18 protein-coding genes are annotated in these 15,523 nt (G+C 46.8%); 12 read left to right on the forward strand and 6 right to left on the reverse strand.

Annotation, left to right across the window (positions count from 1 at the left end; genetic code table 11):
* Positions 1–50 precede the first annotated feature (50 nt).
* On the reverse strand, positions 51–776 hold the full coding sequence (locus tag FRZ54_RS18300) for a glycosyltransferase family 2 protein (RefSeq protein WP_147033264.1): 726 nt from the start codon (positions 774–776) through the stop codon (positions 51–53).
* 32 nt (positions 777–808) lie between these two features.
* Between FRZ54_RS18300 and FRZ54_RS24775 the strand changes: the two genes are divergently transcribed.
* From FRZ54_RS24775 to FRZ54_RS18315, 5 genes are all read left to right on the forward strand, one after another.
* The gene (locus FRZ54_RS24775; protein ID WP_228462532.1) at positions 809–1,645 is read left to right on the forward strand and encodes a transglycosylase domain-containing protein; all 837 of its coding nucleotides are present in this window, start codon (positions 809–811) and stop codon (positions 1,643–1,645) included.
* A 20-nt stretch (positions 1,646–1,665) separates the two neighbouring features.
* The gene (locus tag FRZ54_RS24780) at positions 1,666–2,541 is read left to right on the forward strand and encodes a penicillin-binding transpeptidase domain-containing protein (RefSeq protein ID WP_228462533.1); all 876 of its coding nucleotides are present in this window, start codon (positions 1,666–1,668) and stop codon (positions 2,539–2,541) included.
* A gap of 26 nt (positions 2,542–2,567) precedes the next feature.
* Positions 2,568–3,200 carry a penicillin-binding protein 1C gene (locus FRZ54_RS24785; protein ID WP_228462534.1) on the forward strand — a complete coding sequence of 211 codons (633 nt, stop codon included), beginning with the start codon at positions 2,568–2,570 and terminating at the stop codon, positions 3,198–3,200.
* Positions 3,201–3,299: 99 nt separating this feature from the next.
* Entirely contained in the window at positions 3,300–4,010 is a 711-nt protein-coding gene (locus FRZ54_RS18310) for a 3'-5' exonuclease (RefSeq protein WP_147033266.1), read from the forward strand.
* Positions 4,010–5,713: an ABC transporter ATP-binding protein gene (locus FRZ54_RS18315; RefSeq protein WP_147033268.1), complete on the forward strand. Its 1,704-nt coding sequence runs from the start codon at positions 4,010–4,012 to the stop codon at positions 5,711–5,713. The genes FRZ54_RS18310 and FRZ54_RS18315 overlap by 1 nt, the downstream gene beginning before the upstream one ends.
* On the opposite strand, the gene FRZ54_RS18320 is transcribed toward FRZ54_RS18315, so the two are convergent.
* Complete coding sequence (locus tag FRZ54_RS18320; protein ID WP_147033270.1) at positions 5,679–6,743, reverse strand: DUF2235 domain-containing protein; 1,065 nt, start codon at positions 6,741–6,743, stop codon at positions 5,679–5,681. The genes FRZ54_RS18315 and FRZ54_RS18320 overlap by 35 nt on opposite strands.
* A 171-nt stretch (positions 6,744–6,914) precedes the next feature.
* On the opposite strand from FRZ54_RS18320, the gene rnr reads away from it, so the two are divergent.
* The 7 genes from rnr to FRZ54_RS18355 all read left to right on the forward strand — a co-directional run bounded on the left by rnr (position 6,915) and on the right by FRZ54_RS18355 (position 13,558).
* The gene (gene rnr / locus FRZ54_RS18325) at positions 6,915–9,050 is read left to right on the forward strand and encodes a ribonuclease R (RefSeq protein WP_147033272.1); all 2,136 of its coding nucleotides are present in this window, start codon (positions 6,915–6,917) and stop codon (positions 9,048–9,050) included.
* Positions 9,051–9,132: 82 nt separating this feature from the next.
* On the forward strand, positions 9,133–10,107 hold the full coding sequence (locus FRZ54_RS18330) for a polyprenyl synthetase family protein (protein WP_147033273.1): 975 nt from the start codon (positions 9,133–9,135) through the stop codon (positions 10,105–10,107).
* A gap of 13 nt (positions 10,108–10,120) precedes the next feature.
* Entirely contained in the window at positions 10,121–10,555 is a 435-nt protein-coding gene (locus FRZ54_RS18335) for an energy transducer TonB (protein ID WP_147033275.1), read from the forward strand.
* Between the two features lie 2 nt (positions 10,556–10,557).
* Positions 10,558–11,037 (forward strand): energy transducer TonB, encoded by a 480-nt coding sequence (locus FRZ54_RS18340; protein ID WP_187359664.1) that lies wholly within the window; start codon positions 10,558–10,560, stop codon positions 11,035–11,037.
* 31 nt (positions 11,038–11,068) lie between these two features.
* The gene (locus tag FRZ54_RS18345) at positions 11,069–11,494 is read left to right on the forward strand and encodes an energy transducer TonB (RefSeq protein ID WP_147033279.1); all 426 of its coding nucleotides are present in this window, start codon (positions 11,069–11,071) and stop codon (positions 11,492–11,494) included.
* A 1-nt stretch (position 11,495) separates the two neighbouring features.
* Positions 11,496–13,103, forward strand: a complete 1,608-nt coding sequence (locus tag FRZ54_RS18350; RefSeq protein ID WP_147033281.1) for a M1 family metallopeptidase — start codon at positions 11,496–11,498, stop codon at positions 13,101–13,103.
* A 2-nt stretch (positions 13,104–13,105) separates the two neighbouring features.
* On the forward strand, positions 13,106–13,558 hold the full coding sequence (locus FRZ54_RS18355) for an energy transducer TonB (protein ID WP_147033283.1): 453 nt from the start codon (positions 13,106–13,108) through the stop codon (positions 13,556–13,558).
* A gap of 36 nt (positions 13,559–13,594) precedes the next feature.
* On the opposite strand, the gene rpmA is transcribed toward FRZ54_RS18355, so the two are convergent.
* The 4 genes from rpmA to FRZ54_RS18375 all read right to left on the reverse strand — a co-directional run bounded on the left by rpmA (position 13,595) and on the right by FRZ54_RS18375 (position 15,410).
* Positions 13,595–14,071 (reverse strand): 50S ribosomal protein L27, encoded by a 477-nt coding sequence (gene rpmA, locus FRZ54_RS18360; protein WP_147033285.1) that lies wholly within the window; start codon positions 14,069–14,071, stop codon positions 13,595–13,597.
* Between the two features lie 51 nt (positions 14,072–14,122).
* Entirely contained in the window at positions 14,123–14,431 is a 309-nt protein-coding gene (gene rplU, locus FRZ54_RS18365; protein ID WP_090467954.1) for a 50S ribosomal protein L21, read from the reverse strand.
* Positions 14,432–14,498: 67 nt separating this feature from the next.
* Complete coding sequence (locus FRZ54_RS18370) at positions 14,499–15,011, reverse strand: hypothetical protein (protein WP_147033286.1); 513 nt, start codon at positions 15,009–15,011, stop codon at positions 14,499–14,501.
* Between the two features lie 42 nt (positions 15,012–15,053).
* Positions 15,054–15,410 carry a four helix bundle protein gene (locus tag FRZ54_RS18375; protein ID WP_147033288.1) on the reverse strand — a complete coding sequence of 119 codons (357 nt, stop codon included), beginning with the start codon at positions 15,408–15,410 and terminating at the stop codon, positions 15,054–15,056.
* Positions 15,411–15,523: the final 113 nt, after the last annotated feature.

Raw genomic sequence — 15,523 nt, forward strand, 5'->3', positions numbered from 1 at the left:
ACTTAGTCAACTCAATCCAACTTAATCTAACTTAATCTAACTTAATCAACTCACTTCACCCCAAACAACCCGTACTTCAAAATACAATAAATGGCCCGCACTCCGTCTTTCCACCCTATTTTCTTGCCGTCCTCATAAGTGCGGCCGTAATAGGATATGCCGACCTCGTAAATGCGAATTCGCGGCACACGGGCTATTTTTTGAGTTACTTCGGGTTCAAAGCCGAAACGTTGCTCGGTTAGTTTGATGGATTGAATGAGCCGGGTGTTAAAAAGTTTATAGCAGGTTTCCATATCCGTAAGGTTCAGATTGGAAAACATATTGGACAAAAAGGTTAGAAAATTATTGCCGATGGTATGCCAGAAAAACAGGATACGGTGCGGGTTGCTGCCCATAAAGCGCGAGCCATACACCACATCGGCAAAGCCGTCGCAAACGGGCTTCAGCAGGTCGTTGTATTCAGCCGGGTCGTATTCAAGGTCGGCATCCTGGATGATGAGGTATTCGCCGGTCGCTTTGGAAATGCCGGTATGCAGCGCGGCGCCCTTGCCCTTGTTCGCCTCGTGCCTGAAGTACCGGATATCTGCATCGGGATGAGCGCCCTGGTAACCGAGAATGGCTTGCTCAGTATGATCGGTCGAATGATCGTTCACGATGATGAGTTCTTTTTGAATATTATGAATAAGTTTAACCTCCCTGATCTTATCGAGTATCAGGTGGATCGTGTTGCCCTCGTTATAGGCAGGAATAATGATCGATAATTTTTTAATTTCCATTTAATAAAATCGGCCCAAAAGGCTCAATTACAATGCAAACCAGGTTAAACAAGGTTAAAAATTATATCAAAAAACCAAAAGTAATAATAATACTCTCGGTTTTGGTGCTTTGCCTGTTATGGTTTTGGTTTTGCCTGCCTAAAAAGCTGTTCACCTACCCCACTTCCTACGTTATTGACGACGAAAAGGGCCAGTTGCTTGGCGCATCGATAGCGAAAGACGGTCAATGGCGCTTCCCTTACGATACCAACGTACCTGAGAAATTTAAACAGTGTATCATCGCTTTCGAGGATAAGCGTTTCGAGCACCACCCCGGTGTGGATATCGTAGCGCTTGGCCGCGCCTTTAAACAAAATATCAGCGGCAGGCACGTGATCAGCGGCGGCAGCACGCTGACGATGCAGATCATCCGGCTGGCCACAAAAGACAAACGTACCTACTGGAATAAGTTTACAGAAATATTTAAGGCGCTACGCCTCGAGATAAGGTACAATAAAAAACAAATACTGGCCTTGTATGCCAGCAATGCCCCGTTCGGATCGAATGTGGTTGGGCTCGATGCAGCTTCCTGGCGTTATTTCGGGCGCAGCCCGGATAAACTTTCCTGGGGCGAAATGGCGGCAATGGCCATATTGCCCAATTCGCCTTCATTGGTTCACCCGGGTAAAAACCGCGCCGTCTTGCTCAAAAAACGGAATTTGCTGCTCGATAAATTACAGGAGCAGGGCATCATCGACGCATCGACAGCGTCGCTGGCGAAGCTGGAACCTATCCCCGACCAGCCGGTTCCGCTGCCACAGCTGGCCCCCACCTCCTGCAGCGTTTTAAAGCCGATCTGCAGAATGAGCCCGATAGTTCGACGCGCATAACAACCAGTATCCGCTCCACCTTGCAACGGCAGGTAAATGAAGTATTGGAGCGCAATCACGATGTGCTGAAGGGAAACGATATCAACAACATAGCGGCCATAGTACTTGATGTCGAAACAGGCCAGACTTTGGCCTATTGCGGCAACATCTCGCACCCGGAAGATTCGACCATGCAAAGCGATGTGGATGTTATCAGCGCGCCACGCAGCCCCGGCAGCACGCTCAAACCACTACTATTCGCCAATATGCTTCACGATGGTTTGATCTTGCCCAATAGCCTGGTGCCCGACGTCCCGACACAGATCATCGGATTTCATCCCAGGAATTTCGACCTGGCGTACGATGGCGCGGTTCCGGCTTCCAAAGCTTTGTCACGCTCCCTAAATGTTCCGGCGGTAAAAATGCTCCAGCAATATAAGTCCGAACGGTTCTATGATTTTTTACATCGCATAGGCATAACTACCTTAAATAAACCGGCCGATCACTATGGCTTGTCGCTGATACTTGGCGGGGGTGAAAATAATCTTTGGGAACTTAGCGGCGCTTATGCTGATATGGCCCGCGTACTAAATCACTATAATGGTATTTATAACGGGAAATATGATACCGCCGATTACCATAGTCCTGTGTATGTGCAGCAACCAGTAAAAGAACATCACCTGGAAAAAAACGGCCTGCTGGATGCTGCCTCTATCTTTTACACCTTCCAGGCAATGGAGGAAGTAATGCGCCCTGGCGAGGAAATGTTATGGCAACACTTTAGTTCGTCGCAGCGTGTAGCGTGGAAAACGGGAACCAGCTTTGGCTTCCGCGACGGATGGGCAATAGGCATTACCCCCGATACGTTGTGGGTGTATGGGTGGGTAACACCGATGGCGAGGGCCGGCCTGGGTTAACGGGGATCACTACCGCAGCGCCTATCATGTTCGAAATATTCAGGCTGCTGCCGGTTTCGCGCGGATGGTTCACGATGCCCATTAATGATATGGTGAAGATAAAGATATGCCGCCAAAGCGGTTACCGCGCAGGCATCTATTGCGACGATACCTACCCCATGTGGGTGCCGCAGGGCGGATTGAGGGCCGCGGTTTGCCCCTGGCATCAGCCGGTTCATCTTGATAAAACAGGTAAATGGCAGGTTACCGGCGACTGTGAGCCGCCGTCTGAAATGATCACCAAAAACTGGTTTGTCCTGCCGCCATCGATGGAGTATTATTATAAAACGAAAAATTATCAATACCATGTTCTGCCGCCTTTCAGGCCCGACTGCGCCCTGAATACAAAAAGCAACCCGATGGAGCTTATTTACCCCAAAGAAGGTGCGAAGATATACATACCCCTTGAGGTTGATGGCAAACGGGGTCGCATGGTGTGTAATGCTGCGCACAGGCAGCCTGGCATCAAAATTTTCTGGCATTTGGATGATAAATATGTGGGTGAAACCACCGACTTTCACCAGGTGGCTTTGAGTCCGCCGCCGGGTTTGCATAAACTTACACTGGTGGATGCCAACGGTAACACGGTGCAGGTGAATTTTGAGATACTGGAGAAGTAAGTTGGCAGTGGGCACAAAAAATTTGATCACCGCCAGCTGCCTGCCGGAAACTGCCGGCTGAAAATGATTATCTTGCCGTGATCTTATAAAGGAAAGAAGATGCTTGAACAATACGACCTGCACAACATGATGGTGCTCGACATCGAAACGGTGCCGCAGTACAGGAACCATGACGAGGTGCCGGAGCATATCCGTAAATTATGGGATCAGAAAACGTTGAACACCCGCAAGGATGAAACCGCGGAGGATTTTTATGGCCGCGCCGGCATTTGGGCCGAATTTGGTAAGATCATCTGTATCTCGGTTGGGATATTTACGCGGGGAAAGGGTGTTGGGCTTAGGGTAAAATCATATTATGGCCACGACGAAAAGCAATTGCTGATCAGATTTTCAGACCTGCTCAATTCCCAGCCGCCTTCACTCGTCCTTTGCGCGCATAACGGCAAGGAGTTCGATTTTCCATATATCTGCCGCCGAATGCTCATCAACGGCCTCAAGTTCCCGTCGCAGCTGGAAATAGCAGGTAAAAAGCCATGGGAAGTGAACCACCTGGACACGATGGAGCTATGGAAATTCGGAGATTATAAAAACTATACCTCGCTAAGTCTGCTCACAGCCATATTTGACATCCCGACCCCAAAGGACGACATAGATGGCAGCATGGTTGGCCAGGTGTATTGGGTTAACGGCGACCTGGAACGCATCAGCACTTATTGCCAGAAAGACGTTGTGGCCACTGCACAACTCATACGCCGCTACCGTGGCGAGCCTTTGATAACAGACGATAATATAGCACTGGTTGGAGAATAATGCTTCAGGTAAATAATTTAAAAGTTCAGTTTAAAACCCCAAATGGCCTGGTCGGCGCTGTCAAAGGGAGTTCGTTTACCCTGGAAAAAGGTGAGACCGTAGGCATTGTGGGCGAATCAGGTTCCGGCAAATCGGTTACTTCGCTGGCTATCATGCGCCTGCACGACCCGGCTAATACTTTGATAAGCGGTGAGGTGTTTTTTAATGATACCGACCTGCTCCGGCTTTCCGAAGATGATATGCGCGATATGCGCGGCAACCGTATTGCCATGATCTTCCAGGAGCCGATGACCTCTCTTAATCCGGTACTCACCTGCGGCCACCAGGTAACAGAGGCTATCCGACTCCACCTGGGGACCAGCAAGCAGGAGGCCAAACGGCGGGCCATCGAGCTGTTCAATGAAGTACAGCTGCCCCGGCCCGAAATTATCTTCGAAAGTTACCCGCATCAGCTATCCGGCGGGCAAAAGCAGCGCATTATGATAGCCATGGCGCTCTCCTGCGACCCGGAAATACTCATAGCCGATGAGCCGACGACCGCGTTGGATGTCACCGTTCAAAAAACGATCATCGAACTGTTGCAAAGGCTCAAAAGCGAACGTACCATGAGTTTGATCTTCATCTCGCACGACCTGGGTGTTGTGAGCGAAATAGCGGATAAGGTTATCGTGATGTACAAAGGAGAAATTGTGGAAGAGGCAAGGACCCGGGACATATTTTCGCACCCGAAACACCCCTATACCAAAGGCTTGCTGGCTTGCCGCCCGTCGCCCGAACATCATTTGAAAAAGTTGCCCGTTGTGGCCGATTTTTTAGAGGAGGCGGGAAAGAACGGCGGTTCCATCGAAAAGATAAGGGAGCAATACGCCTATAAGCCGGCAGAGATCAAAGAGCGCCGTAAGGCATTGTACGCCCGGCAGCCCATTCTCAGGATCAATGAATTGTGCACCTGGTTCCCGGTTGGAGGTGGCTTGCTTGGCAAAAAGAAGGATGTGGTGAAGGCCGTCAACAAGGTTAGCTTTGACGTGTACCCGGGCGAAACCCTGGGGCTGGTGGGCGAATCGGGCTGCGGAAAATCTACTTTGGGACGCAGTATTTTAAGGCTGATCGAACCAACATCCGGCAATGTTAATTTTGAGAACACCGATCTGCGTATGCTCGGTAAACACGATATGCGCAACGTGCGCCGCGATATCCAGATCATTTTCCAGGACCCCTACTCCTCTTTGAACCCCCGTTTAACCGTTGGAGATTCGCTAATGGAGCCTTTACAGGTGCATCAATTGTATGAAAATAACGGCAAACGCAAAAAAAGGGTATTGGAACTACTGGAACGGGTAAACCTGCCGCCGGAATATTTTAACCGTTATCCGCACGAATTTTCGGGCGGGCAGCGGCAGCGCATCGTAATTGCACGTGCCCTGGCACTCCATCCTAAATTCATTATTTGCGACGAATCGGTATCGGCGCTGGATGTTTCGGTACAGGCACAGGTACTAAACCTGCTGCGCGAATTACAGCAGGAATTTAATCTTACCTATATTTTCATTTCGCACGACCTGTCGGTTATCAAACACATATCCGACCGGGTAATGGTAATGAACAAAGGGGAGATCGTGGAAACCGGCGACCCGGACGATATCTATTACCATCCCAAAATGGAATACACTAAGAAACTGATTGAGTCAATCCCCGGGAGATAATATTTTCGGGCCGGTAATCGGCATATTCGTGCATCCGTTCCCAAACCGAATCATCAATTTGCTCATTGGCGTGTTCGGTTTTCATAACCGGCCTGGTATAATCGGGCAAAAAGCTAAAAAGCCCGGTTTTCGAATCATACATTTTTGCTGTGCAATTTGGCCTGATGCGGTGCAGCAGGTAAGGTTCGTCAAAACCGAGGCCGCATTTCTGCGCCTTCCTCACCATCCAGTCAAGCGCAACATCGCTTAAGCCCTCTTTAGGATAGCCGCCGCCGATGTTGGAGTGTACCCCGGGGAACCACACCTGTTCCATTTCCTGTTTAACTTGCCCGTATTTAACCTTATCGCTTTTCTGCCAGAGTGCAGGTTTAAAATTGTCGCGGTGCTCGTCAACCGCCAGGGCCTGGTATGCATGTTCCACCAGGCTGCTCAGCGTGGTATCGTGGAATTCATATTTGTTTTTGTTGATCCATTGAAAGGCGTGTACCGGTATGCCCAGTGCCCCTACCGTATCCCAAACGCCGATGAACTTTATAGGCTTAAGCGGGTGGCTGTATTTCTCCCTGAAAAGTTTGGCCTCTTCCCCGTCGGGGTTTAACGCCTCATTTGTCCTGTCCCTGTATATGTCATAGGCCCGGTCGATAAGCTGCAGATCGTTACATTTCAATATCCCGCAATTGCGTATCAGCCCGGCCAGGCTGCGGGCCGTGTAGGCGCCCCTGCTAAACCCAAACAGGAACAATTCGTCGCCCGGCTCGTAGTTCCACACAATAAATTTATAGATATCTTTTATGTTGTCGTCGATACCTTTGCCTGTGGCGCCGTCTATCATTTTGCTCCAGGCCGTTCCTTCGGCCCCAACGCCTTCATCATAATATTTCACCTGGTAAATGATCTCGTTACGCTCGTTCCGAACGCGTTTACAAATGGCCTCAAATATCTTCTGGACATTCGTTTCGACGTATTCTCCCTCATATTTATCGCCCGGTTTATTCCAGGTGCCGTCGCTGCAGGTTATAATTCGTTTCATAGTGCTGATGTATTAGATGACAAGGTCGATCGTTTTAGAAAGGTAGTGTTCAGCACTTCCCCTCAAGGTTCAAAGTTATTACATATAAACCTGCTATGAAACCCGTGTTTTAACGGTATTTTTAGCGTTAAATAACGCATTCTTCGTACCTTTACCTTATATATTCTATCTATGTCTAAAAAGAAAAACAACTCCTCTATCAAACTGGTACTCACGCAGTTGGTATTGGATATATTTGAACAAAGCGGCAATGCTCCGCTTAATTACAAGCAAGTTTCAGCAAAATTGAATGTCCGCGACCCTGAATCGCGCGAAACTATTCTCGAAATATTAAAAGAAGAAGCTCAAAAGGGTACGCTCAAAGAAGTTTCACATGGCAAGTTCCAGCTGCGCGAACTTAAAACATTTATTGAAGGCGTAGTCGACATGACCAACGACGGCTCGGCCTATATCGTTACTGATGACCCGGATGAAACCGATATTTATGTGGCGCCGCGCAAACTGCGGAACGCACTTAACGGCGACCGGGTTAAGGTTTATGTTTATGCCAAAAGCAAGGGCCAGCGGCAGGAAGGCGAAGTAATAGAAATATTGCAGCGCTTTAAGATGGAGTTTACCGGCATCGTTAAGGTATCGGAACGGTTCGCCTTTTTTATTCCTGATGACCGCAAGATGATGCATGATATATTTATCCCGCTGAGCGACCTGAACGGCGCTAAAAACGGGATAAAAGCCGTCGCCGAAATTACCGACTGGCCCGCAGGGGCTAAAAACCCGATAGGCCGCATCAAAAATGTGCTGGGTGTACAGGGCGAGAATGACACCGAAATGAACGCCATTCTGGCGGAATATGGTTTTCCGTTGTCATTTCCCAAAGAGGTTGAGCAGGAATCGGAGGAGATACCAGACGTCATAACAAAAGAGGAAATAGCCCGCCGTCGCGATTTCAGGGAAGTGCTCACGTTTACTATCGATCCGTTCGATGCCAAGGACTTTGATGACGCCATATCCTTCCATGCGCTGCCAAACGGCAATTACGAGGTGGGCGTTCATATCGCCGACGTATCACACTATATTCAACCCGATTCGGCCCTGGACAAAGAGGCCCTGGAGCGCGCCACCTCAGTTTACCTGGTAGACAGGGTGATACCCATGCTGCCCGAACGTTTATCCAATGGTTTATGTTCCTTAAGACCGAAGGAGGACAAGCTATGTTTTGCCGCTGTTTTTGAAATGGACGAAGATGCCCATGTGATTAACGAATGGTTTGGCAAAACGGTAATTCATTCCGACAGGCGCTTTGCTTACGAGGAAGTGCAGCAGATAATTGAAGATAAGGCCGGCGAGTTTGCTAAGGAAATATTAAAGCTGAATGCTTTGGCTTATAAGCTGCGCGAACGCAAGTTTAAAAACGGCGCCATCAGTTTCGAGACCACCGAAGTAAAATTCAAGCTGGATGAAAGGGGTAAGCCTGTTGGCGTTTATATAAAAGAACGTAAAGACGCCCATAAGCTGATAGAAGATTTTATGCTGCTGGCCAACCGCAAAGTGGCCGAATATGTAAGCAAAATGGGCAAAGGCAAGCACAAATACACCTTTGTTTACCGTACGCACGATTCGCCGAAGGCGGATAGCCTCGCCAGCTTTGCCCAGTTTGCGGCAAGGTTTGGCTACCGCATCAACATGAAATCGGACAAGGAAATAGCCAAATCGCTTAATTTTTTGATGGAAGATGTGGAAGGAAAGAAAGAGCAGAATGTGCTCACCCAATTAGCCATCCGTTCCATGGCAAAGGCTATTTATACCACCAAATCCACCAGTCATTACGGACTGGCGTTCGATCATTATACCCACTTCACCTCGCCTATCCGCCGCTACCCCGACGTGATGGTACACCGCCTGCTGTTCCATTATCTTAACAACGGGCAATCGGCCAATGAGGCATACTATGAGAAATTGTGCCAGCATTGTTCGCAAATGGAGAAAAAGGCGGCAGATGCCGAACGCGCCTCGGTTAAATACAAACAGGCCGAATTTTTACGCGACCAGATCGGCAGCGTCTACACGGGCATCATATCGGGTGTTACCGAATGGGGTATGTATGTGGAGATCATCGAAAACAAATGCGAGGGCATGATACGCCTGCGTGAAATAACGGACGATTTTTACACCCTGGACGAAAAGAACTATGCCATCATCGGGCAGCGTAAAAAGAAAGTTTACCGCTTGGGCGACGAGGTGAAGATCAAAGTAAAAAATGTCGATCTCACTAAAAAGCAGATCGATTTCTCATTGGTGCAGGAGTAATATTGGTTGATTAAGTTGAATTGAGTTAGATTAAGTTGATTGAGTTTGTTAAAATTGCACCCTGTTCCAAATCACGCCCTAAATGAGGACTATTAACCAACTGCAGGAAATAATTAACCGGGAGGTTGATCGCCTCGATTTTCCCATATACCCTGCGGACCTGTACGAGCCCATAAAATATATCCTGGCGCTCGGTGGAAAGCGCATCAGGCCGGCTTTATTACTGATGTCGTGCGATATGTTTGGCGGCGATGTTCAAAAGGCCGTCCCCCCTGCGCTGGCTATCGAGGTGTTCCATAATTTCACGCTAATGCACGACGACATTATGGATAATGCCCCGCTGCGCCGTGGAAAAGTGACCGTGCACGAAAAGTGGAACAAAAACGTAGCTATCCTTTCGGGCGATGTGATGCTGGTAAAGGGTTACGAACTGATGATGAATGTGGACGACCACTTACTGCGCCCTATCATGAATATATTTAACGACACGGCGGTAGGTGTTTGCGAAGGCCAGCAGATAGATATGGGATTTGAGACACGAAGCGATGTACGTATTGACGAATACATTAATATGATACGTCTCAAGACAGCCGTGGTATTAGGCGGCGCCCTTAAAATAGGCGCCCTCATAGGTGGCTCAACTTCCGAGGACGCATTGTTGTTGCAAACATTCGGGGAGCAATTAGGCGTTGCCTTCCAGTTGCAGGACGATATACTGGATGTTTACGGCGACCCGGAGAAATTCGGCAAGCAGGTTGGCGGCGACATCCTTTCCAATAAAAAGACTTTTCTCCAGATCAAAGCGCTTGAATTGGCTGATGAACAACAGGCATTTGATTTAACCCGGTGGTTTTCAGGAATGCAATTCGACCCCAAGAAAAAAATAGCAGCCGTTACCGGCATATATGATCAGTTGAATATCCGCCATTATGCCTGGGAGACCATGCATACCTACGCCGCCAATGCTTTTGAGGCGCTGGATGCTATCAGCTTGCCCCCTGCCCCCAAACAGTACCTCCGCGACTTTGCCGACGGCTTGATGGTGAGGGAGAATTAAGTATATTTAGGGTATGAAAAAAACCTTATTCCTTTTTCTTTTCACAATAGTAACTGTAATTGGTGCGAAGGCCCAAACGGCTGATGATGCCAAGGTTGATACTATAGATATTCCAAGTGAGATGCCAAGGCAAATCGACACGAAAGTCATGGTTTTTACTGCGGTTGAGTCGGAACCTAAATTTCCTGGCGGGATGCAGGAGTTTTATAAATATCTTGGAAATAGTATAAATGTACCGGCGAGCCTTTTTGTAAAAGGCCGGGTGCAGGTGAGTTTTGTCGTTGAAACCGATGGACAAGTTGTCGAAACAAAGATCATCAAAGGCATAGTAACTCAAAAGATGAAGCAGGAAATACTCCGCGTCTTTAATGCTTCACCCAAATGGAAACCGGCAATACAGAACGGCAGACCTGTCAGAGTTCAATATTCGATACCATTAAGTTTTTGATAATGAAAAACTCTTTTTTGATCCTTGTTTTACTGATTGCTTTTATTACCACACATGGCCAGCAACCCACTACTCCACCGCCTCCGCCGCTCCCTGCAAAACATGCAGACCCGGATGCCGCGATCGTTGTTGACGGCACGGACACGACCACATCAAAAAACGATAAGATTTTCACTGCCGTAGAGCATGAGCCGGAATACCCGGGCGGCATGATGAAATTTTACCAATACATACATGAGAACCTTAAATATCCTGAAAAAGCAAAAAACAGCGGTATAGAAGGCAGGGTCATACTTGGATTTATTGTGGAAAAAGATGGTTCATTTTCTGATATAGTTATCAACAGGGGTTTATCCCGCGAATGTGATGCCGAAGCCGTAAGATTACTAAAAAGCACAGAAAAATGGAATCCGGGAGTTCAAAACGGACACCTTGTTCGCGTTATGTATAACGTTATTATCACTTTTAAAACACCGGAATGATCAGGCCCGGTTTTCCTTCTAAATAAACAATATGAAAACCGCTGGATTTCTTCTGCTCCTGGTACTAACTGGCTATGTCGCAAAGGCCCAGGGCAAGATAAAGGTTTCCAAAGCCGCCCATGTAAATAAAACTTTTACAGGATGCGATGACGAAGTGTTAGCATCATTTCCGGGTGGTATGCGTAATTTTAACAGGTATATCAAAAAAAGTCTTCACTACCCGCCGCACGCCGTGGTTCATCACATACAAGGAAAGGTATTACTGAATTTTGCCGTCGAAAAAGATGGCAGCGTCAGTGCTGTAAAAGTGATCAAAGGTGTTTCACCTGATCTGGATGCAGAAGCGGTACGCATACTTAAACATTCGCCCAAATGGCACCCGACCACCGAATGCGGAAAACCGGCCGTGACAGAATTTAACTTACCTATTAATTTTTCTTTGAAGAAACCAAAGTAACATGAAAAAGCTATTGACAATATTATTTGCGGCCGTATGTATAAGTTCGTCCGCAAATGCCCAGGCAAAAGACTCCGTTCTTACCTCCGGCGGTAAACTAAAGCCCGAGCAGGCCATTATGGATGTAAGGCACTACACCATTGCGTTAAACCTCGATTTTAAGGACCGCACCATCGATGGCTATACGGCTATAGATGTCATCATGGCCAAACCAACCAATGTATTACTGTTCGACCTGATGGACACCTACAAGGTGAAAAGCGTATTGGTGAACGGTAAAAAACAGGCGTTCGGCTATAAGAACAACCTTATCACCGTTAATCTTGATAAAGAATTACCCGTCGGAAAGGCCAGCGTAAAGGTGTTTTACGACGGCAAGCCGCATGTTGCCCGCCGCCCGCCCTGGGACGACGGCTTTACCTGGACGCAGGATTCGACCGGGCACCAGTGGATGGCTATTACTGCCGAGGGTGCGGGCGGCAAGCTGTATTACCCCTGCAAGGATCACCCTTCCGACGAGCCGAATGAAGGCGTAGATATGATGATAACCGTGCCGAAGGACCTGGTTGTAGCCGGACCGGGCTTATTGAAAGATGTAAAAAGGCACGGTGAAACAGCTACCTACCATTGGAAAACCAACTATACCATCAATAATTACAGCATACTGTTCAATGTTGGCGATTATAAAGTATTCAGCCGGCCGTTTACTACGGTTGACGGCACCAAAACCACCGTGCAATTTTATGTATTGAAGGAACACGCCGATAAGGCGGAACACTTCCTGGATGTGTTTGAAAAAACCATTCATGAGCAGGAAAAGTATTTCGGCGAATACCCTTTCGCCAAAGAAAAGATAGCCATGGTTGAAACACCGCACCTGGGTATGGAGCACCAGACCATGGTGGCTTATGGCAACAAGTTCCGTTACACCAAAATTGGCGGCCAGGATTACGACTGGCTGATGCACCACGAGTTTGGCCACGAGTGGTGGGGAAACAAAGTGACCGCTAAGGACTGGGCCGATTACTGGATACACGAGGGCATTTGTTCTTTCGGCGATGCGTTGTACACCCGCGAGTTTGAAGGTGAGGCGGCTTATAACAAGATATTCCAGCACAGTATTTTCGGTATACAAAATAACCTTCCCGTAGTTCAGCATCCCGACATGGACGAAGAAGCGGCATACATTAACGATATCTATTCAAAAGGCGCTTTCTTTATGCACACGCTGCGCTATGTGATGGGCGACAGCACTTTCTTTCCGGCCCTGAAAAAATTCGTCACAAGTCCGCAGTACACTTATGACAACCTGGTGAATACGAATGATGTCGAGCAGTTCTTCACCAAAGCAGCCGGTCGCGATCTTAAACCATTATTCAACCTCTATTTAAGGACAACAGACAAGCTCGAAATTCACGTACAGGCCCTGCCGGGGAATAAGTACCTGGTGCAACTGCAAAACATCAGTATCCCTTTGCCGCTCGACATTGCTACCGATGCAGGAACAAAACGGGTTATGGTTGACAGCAAAGGTGTTAAGATCGAGAGCAAAACGCTGCCGGTGATCGATCCGGAGGTGTTTTATATAAAAAAATTGATTATTGAGTAGCAATGAAACAGCTTTTGTTTATCTGTGTGCTTATAATAAATTGCTGTTCATTAAAAGCACAGAGCAAATCAGCACAAATTGACACTACTCATATGGAGGTTAACCATCCATATAATGATGATGACTACACACGACCAACTTTTCCGGGTGGATTAAAACAATTTTATAAATATCTGGCTAAAAGTATTCATTATCCGACGAGTGCTGTTAAAGGCAAAATCCATGGGAAGGTTTATCTAAATTTCACGATAGAGAAAGACGGCAATGTTGATAGTGTAAAAGTTATCAGAGGAGTGTCCAAAGATATTGATATGGAAGCTATTCGGGTACTTAAAAGTTCTCCCAAATGGAATCCTGGAACTCATCACCGTAACCCGATACCTTATAGGTACAGCATTCCAATTAATTTCGAACTACCTAAGAAAGGAAAACAAAAAAGCCACGATCAAAATTGATCGTGGCTTCGATATTCTTAAAAGAAACTTGGGTGCTTACTCAGCAGCACCTTCTTCTTTGTCAGCTTTTTTTGCTTTTGGAGCAGCAGCTTTCTTTGCTTTTGGAGCTTCTTCTGTTGCCTCGGCAACAGGTGCAGCCTCTTTAGCTGGTTTTGCTTTTGGAGCCTCAGCCACCGGTGTAGCTTCAGCTTTTACTTCTGCCTTTGGAGCAGCTTTAGCAGCTGGTTTTGCTTTTGGAGCTTCAGCAACAGGCGCAGCTTCAACTGGTATTACCGAAACGTATGAACGGTTGTCGGCTTTCTTTTTGAACGAAACTATACCGTCGGTTAAAGCGAACAGGGTATGATCTTTACCGATACCTACGTTCAGTCCCGGATTGTGCGGGGTACCACGCTGACGAACGATGATGTTGCCTGCGATAGCCGGCTGACCGCCGAAAATTTTGATACCTAAACGCTTGCTATGTGACTCGCGACCGTTTCTGGAACTACCGGCCCCTTTTTTATGTGCCATTTCTTATATTTTTTATGGTCCCGGTTTCCCGGAACACGTTAAAACCTTTGTTTATAATGTGATACCAGTGATCTCGATCTTGGTAAACTGCTGGCGGTGGCCATTTTTCTTTTTGTAACCTTTTCTTCTTTTCTTTTTGAAGATAATTACTTTATCACCCTTTAAATGAGACACGATCTTAGCTGATACTTTAGCGCCTTTCAAATCAGAACCTAATTTGAATTTACCTTCGTTTTCTGCTAATAACACACTGTCAAATTCAATACTAGCGCCCTCATCTCCCTGCAAACGGTGTACAAAGATCTGCTGGTCTTTAGCAACTTTAAATTGCTGTCCGGCTATACTTACTATTGCGTACATGGTTATTAATTAATTGTTTTTAAAATTCGAGGTGCAAATATAGAAATTTCAAATTCAATTATCAACACTAATTATTTTTTTGATGCGAGGCCTCTTCAGACAGCACCGACTGGATGGTTTTTATCAGTTCCCTGTTGGCGGCTTTCAGCTTCGGGTCGCCCTCAAAGGACTCGTCAAACACCACCTTTTTGCTTTTTCGCTGGTAATTGAACTGGATAACATAGCGCGGTGCCGGGTGCCCGTTACGCCTGAGCGTAGTATCTCCCCGCTCATCCGACGGCCAGTCCCACAAACCCTGCTCGGCTGCTTTGCGGTGGAGCACCAGCAGCAGTTCCTTAGGCAGGTGAACGTTCATTTTGATCAGTGAATCGTGCGTATCCACAAACTGGTAGTCGCCCGTAGCCGAATTGTATTTATTTATCAGCGTATCGCCCGGCCCGTACTCAAAGGTGAACGATTTAAATTCTGCAAACCTGTAAGGAGCATTTTTGAATACATGCGCATAGTAATAAACGCAGTAGATCATAAACGGCACCACCACGCTCCCTATCAGAAATATTTTTTTTGTTGTCTTGTTCATGTTTTTTAAGCTAAAAGCAGAAAGCTAAAAGACCAAAGCTTTTTACCCTCTGAGTTTTTTTATCAAGCCAATTATCATGGCTTTAACTTCATTTATCAATAAATTTGTTTTTGTAAATAATTCCGGATCAAAGTAAGACAAATCTTTACTAAGAAGACAACAGTATTCCAACTCATGTGCGGAACCTAAAGCCTGGTCAAGAAAATGAGCAAAATCCTTCTCTGTGTACCTGCCGCTACCTTCCACGATATTTAATGGTATTGAATAAGCTGCCCTTTTTGTTTGGCTCAACAGATCAAACTGCTCACTTTTGGGAAATTTTGGAAGCAAAGTTCCGTACACAAAGAGAGTCAGCTCATGCGATTTCTTCCATACTTCCAATTTTTTATAATCCCTCATTTTTAACTTAAAGCGGGAAGCAAAAACCAATAGCTTTTCTTTCCTTATTTTGATATATTTCTCTTTAAATTTACTCGTTCGTCTTTCTGCTTTCGATTAAAAAAGCTTTCGGC

Source organism: Mucilaginibacter ginsenosidivorans, from assembly GCF_007971025.1.
Lineage (GTDB): Bacteria > Bacteroidota > Bacteroidia > Sphingobacteriales > Sphingobacteriaceae > Mucilaginibacter > Mucilaginibacter ginsenosidivorans.